Consider the following 596-nt stretch of genomic DNA (forward strand, 5'->3'; position numbering starts at 1 on the left):
GATTCGCGCGGGCCGGGGCGGCGCTGGGCCGGCTGCGCGAGACCGACCCCGAAACGCGGATGCAGCGGCTGGAGCAGAGCGTGCCGCGCTGGGCGCGGGGCTGGGTGCTGCGGCGGCGCTACCTGCTGCTGGCGCTGCTGATCAACCTGCCGGGCAATTCACTGATCGGCGGGGGCGGCGGCATTCTGCTCGCCGCCGGGCTGAGCCGCCTGTTCCGCCCCGCGCCGGTGCTACTCACCCTCGTGCTCGCCACCGCTCCCGTGCCGCTGCTTCTCATGATCGTCGGGCCGGGCATCCTGTCCTGAACGCCGGATGCGCCCAATAGCTGTACATTTCGCCTCGCGATCCGCCGACTTCTTGGGCATCCGGCGGCCTGCCGGTCGGCGATCGGCTGCAAAAGTGGTCAATCGGGGCGGGTGACGCCAAGGCTTCGGGCAGACCGCCGCCGGAGAGCTCATCTGCATCTGCCCTGCCCCGCACCTGCCCATACGTCGCCGTCCCCGGCCCTGCCCCGCGCGCGCGGCCAGCTGCGGATCACAGCGCGTGCCTATGCGGCGGGGCGCGGCGCGCGGCTCGGCCCGCTGCGGCAGGAAGGC

At 73.5% G+C, this 596-nt stretch carries 1 pseudogene; it reads left to right on the forward strand.

The features are described 5' to 3' along the window. Positions 1-305, forward strand: a pseudogene (locus NHG85_RS12390) (hypothetical protein); the annotation flags it as partial. Between the last annotated feature and the right edge of the window lie 291 nt (positions 306-596).

Source organism: Limimaricola litoreus (assembly GCF_024159025.1).
Lineage (GTDB): Bacteria > Pseudomonadota > Alphaproteobacteria > Rhodobacterales > Rhodobacteraceae > Limimaricola > Limimaricola litoreus.